Source organism: Komagataeibacter kakiaceti JCM 25156 (assembly GCF_000613305.1).
Map to the genome: position 1 here is coordinate 1 of NZ_BAIO01000912.1, position 543 is coordinate 543.

The 543-nt window shown below is 70.5% G+C and carries 1 pseudogene; it reads left to right on the forward strand.

Going from position 1 to position 543, the window contains the following annotated elements:
- Nucleotides 1-543: pseudogene (gene cbiD / locus JCM25156_RS26760) on the forward strand (cobalt-precorrin-5B (C(1))-methyltransferase CbiD); the annotation flags it as partial.

A 543-nucleotide genomic window follows, 5' to 3' on the forward strand; every position in this document is an offset into this window, starting at 1 on the left:
TGCCGGGCCTGCCCCTGCCGCCGGGGGAGCCCGCGATCAACCCCGTGCCGCGCCGCATGATCCGCGCGGCGCTGCGGGAGGTAACGGGGCATGAGCCAGATGCGGAGGTGACGGTTTCCATTGCGGGCGGGCAGGAAATGGCGCGCCATACGCTCAATGGCCGTCTGGGCATCGTGGGGGGGCTGTCCATTCTGGCACCACCGGCATCGTGGTGCCGTTTTCCTGCGCCGCGTGGATCGACAGCATCCATCGGGGCGTAGACGTGGCCCGCGCCATGGGGCTGGAGCATGTGGTGGGGTCAACGGGCAACGTGTCGGAACAGGCGGCGCGCGCGCTGTACGGCCTGCCGCCGGAAGCATGCTGGAGATGGGGGATTTTGCCGGTGGCCTGCTGAAATACCTGCGCACGCACCCGGTCGGGCGGGTTACGGTGGCCGGTGGCGTGGCCAAGATGACCAAGCTGGCGCAGGGGTTCATGGACCTGCATTCGCGCCGGGGGCAGGCCGACATGGCGCGCCTGGCCGATCTGGCGCGTGCGGCGGGG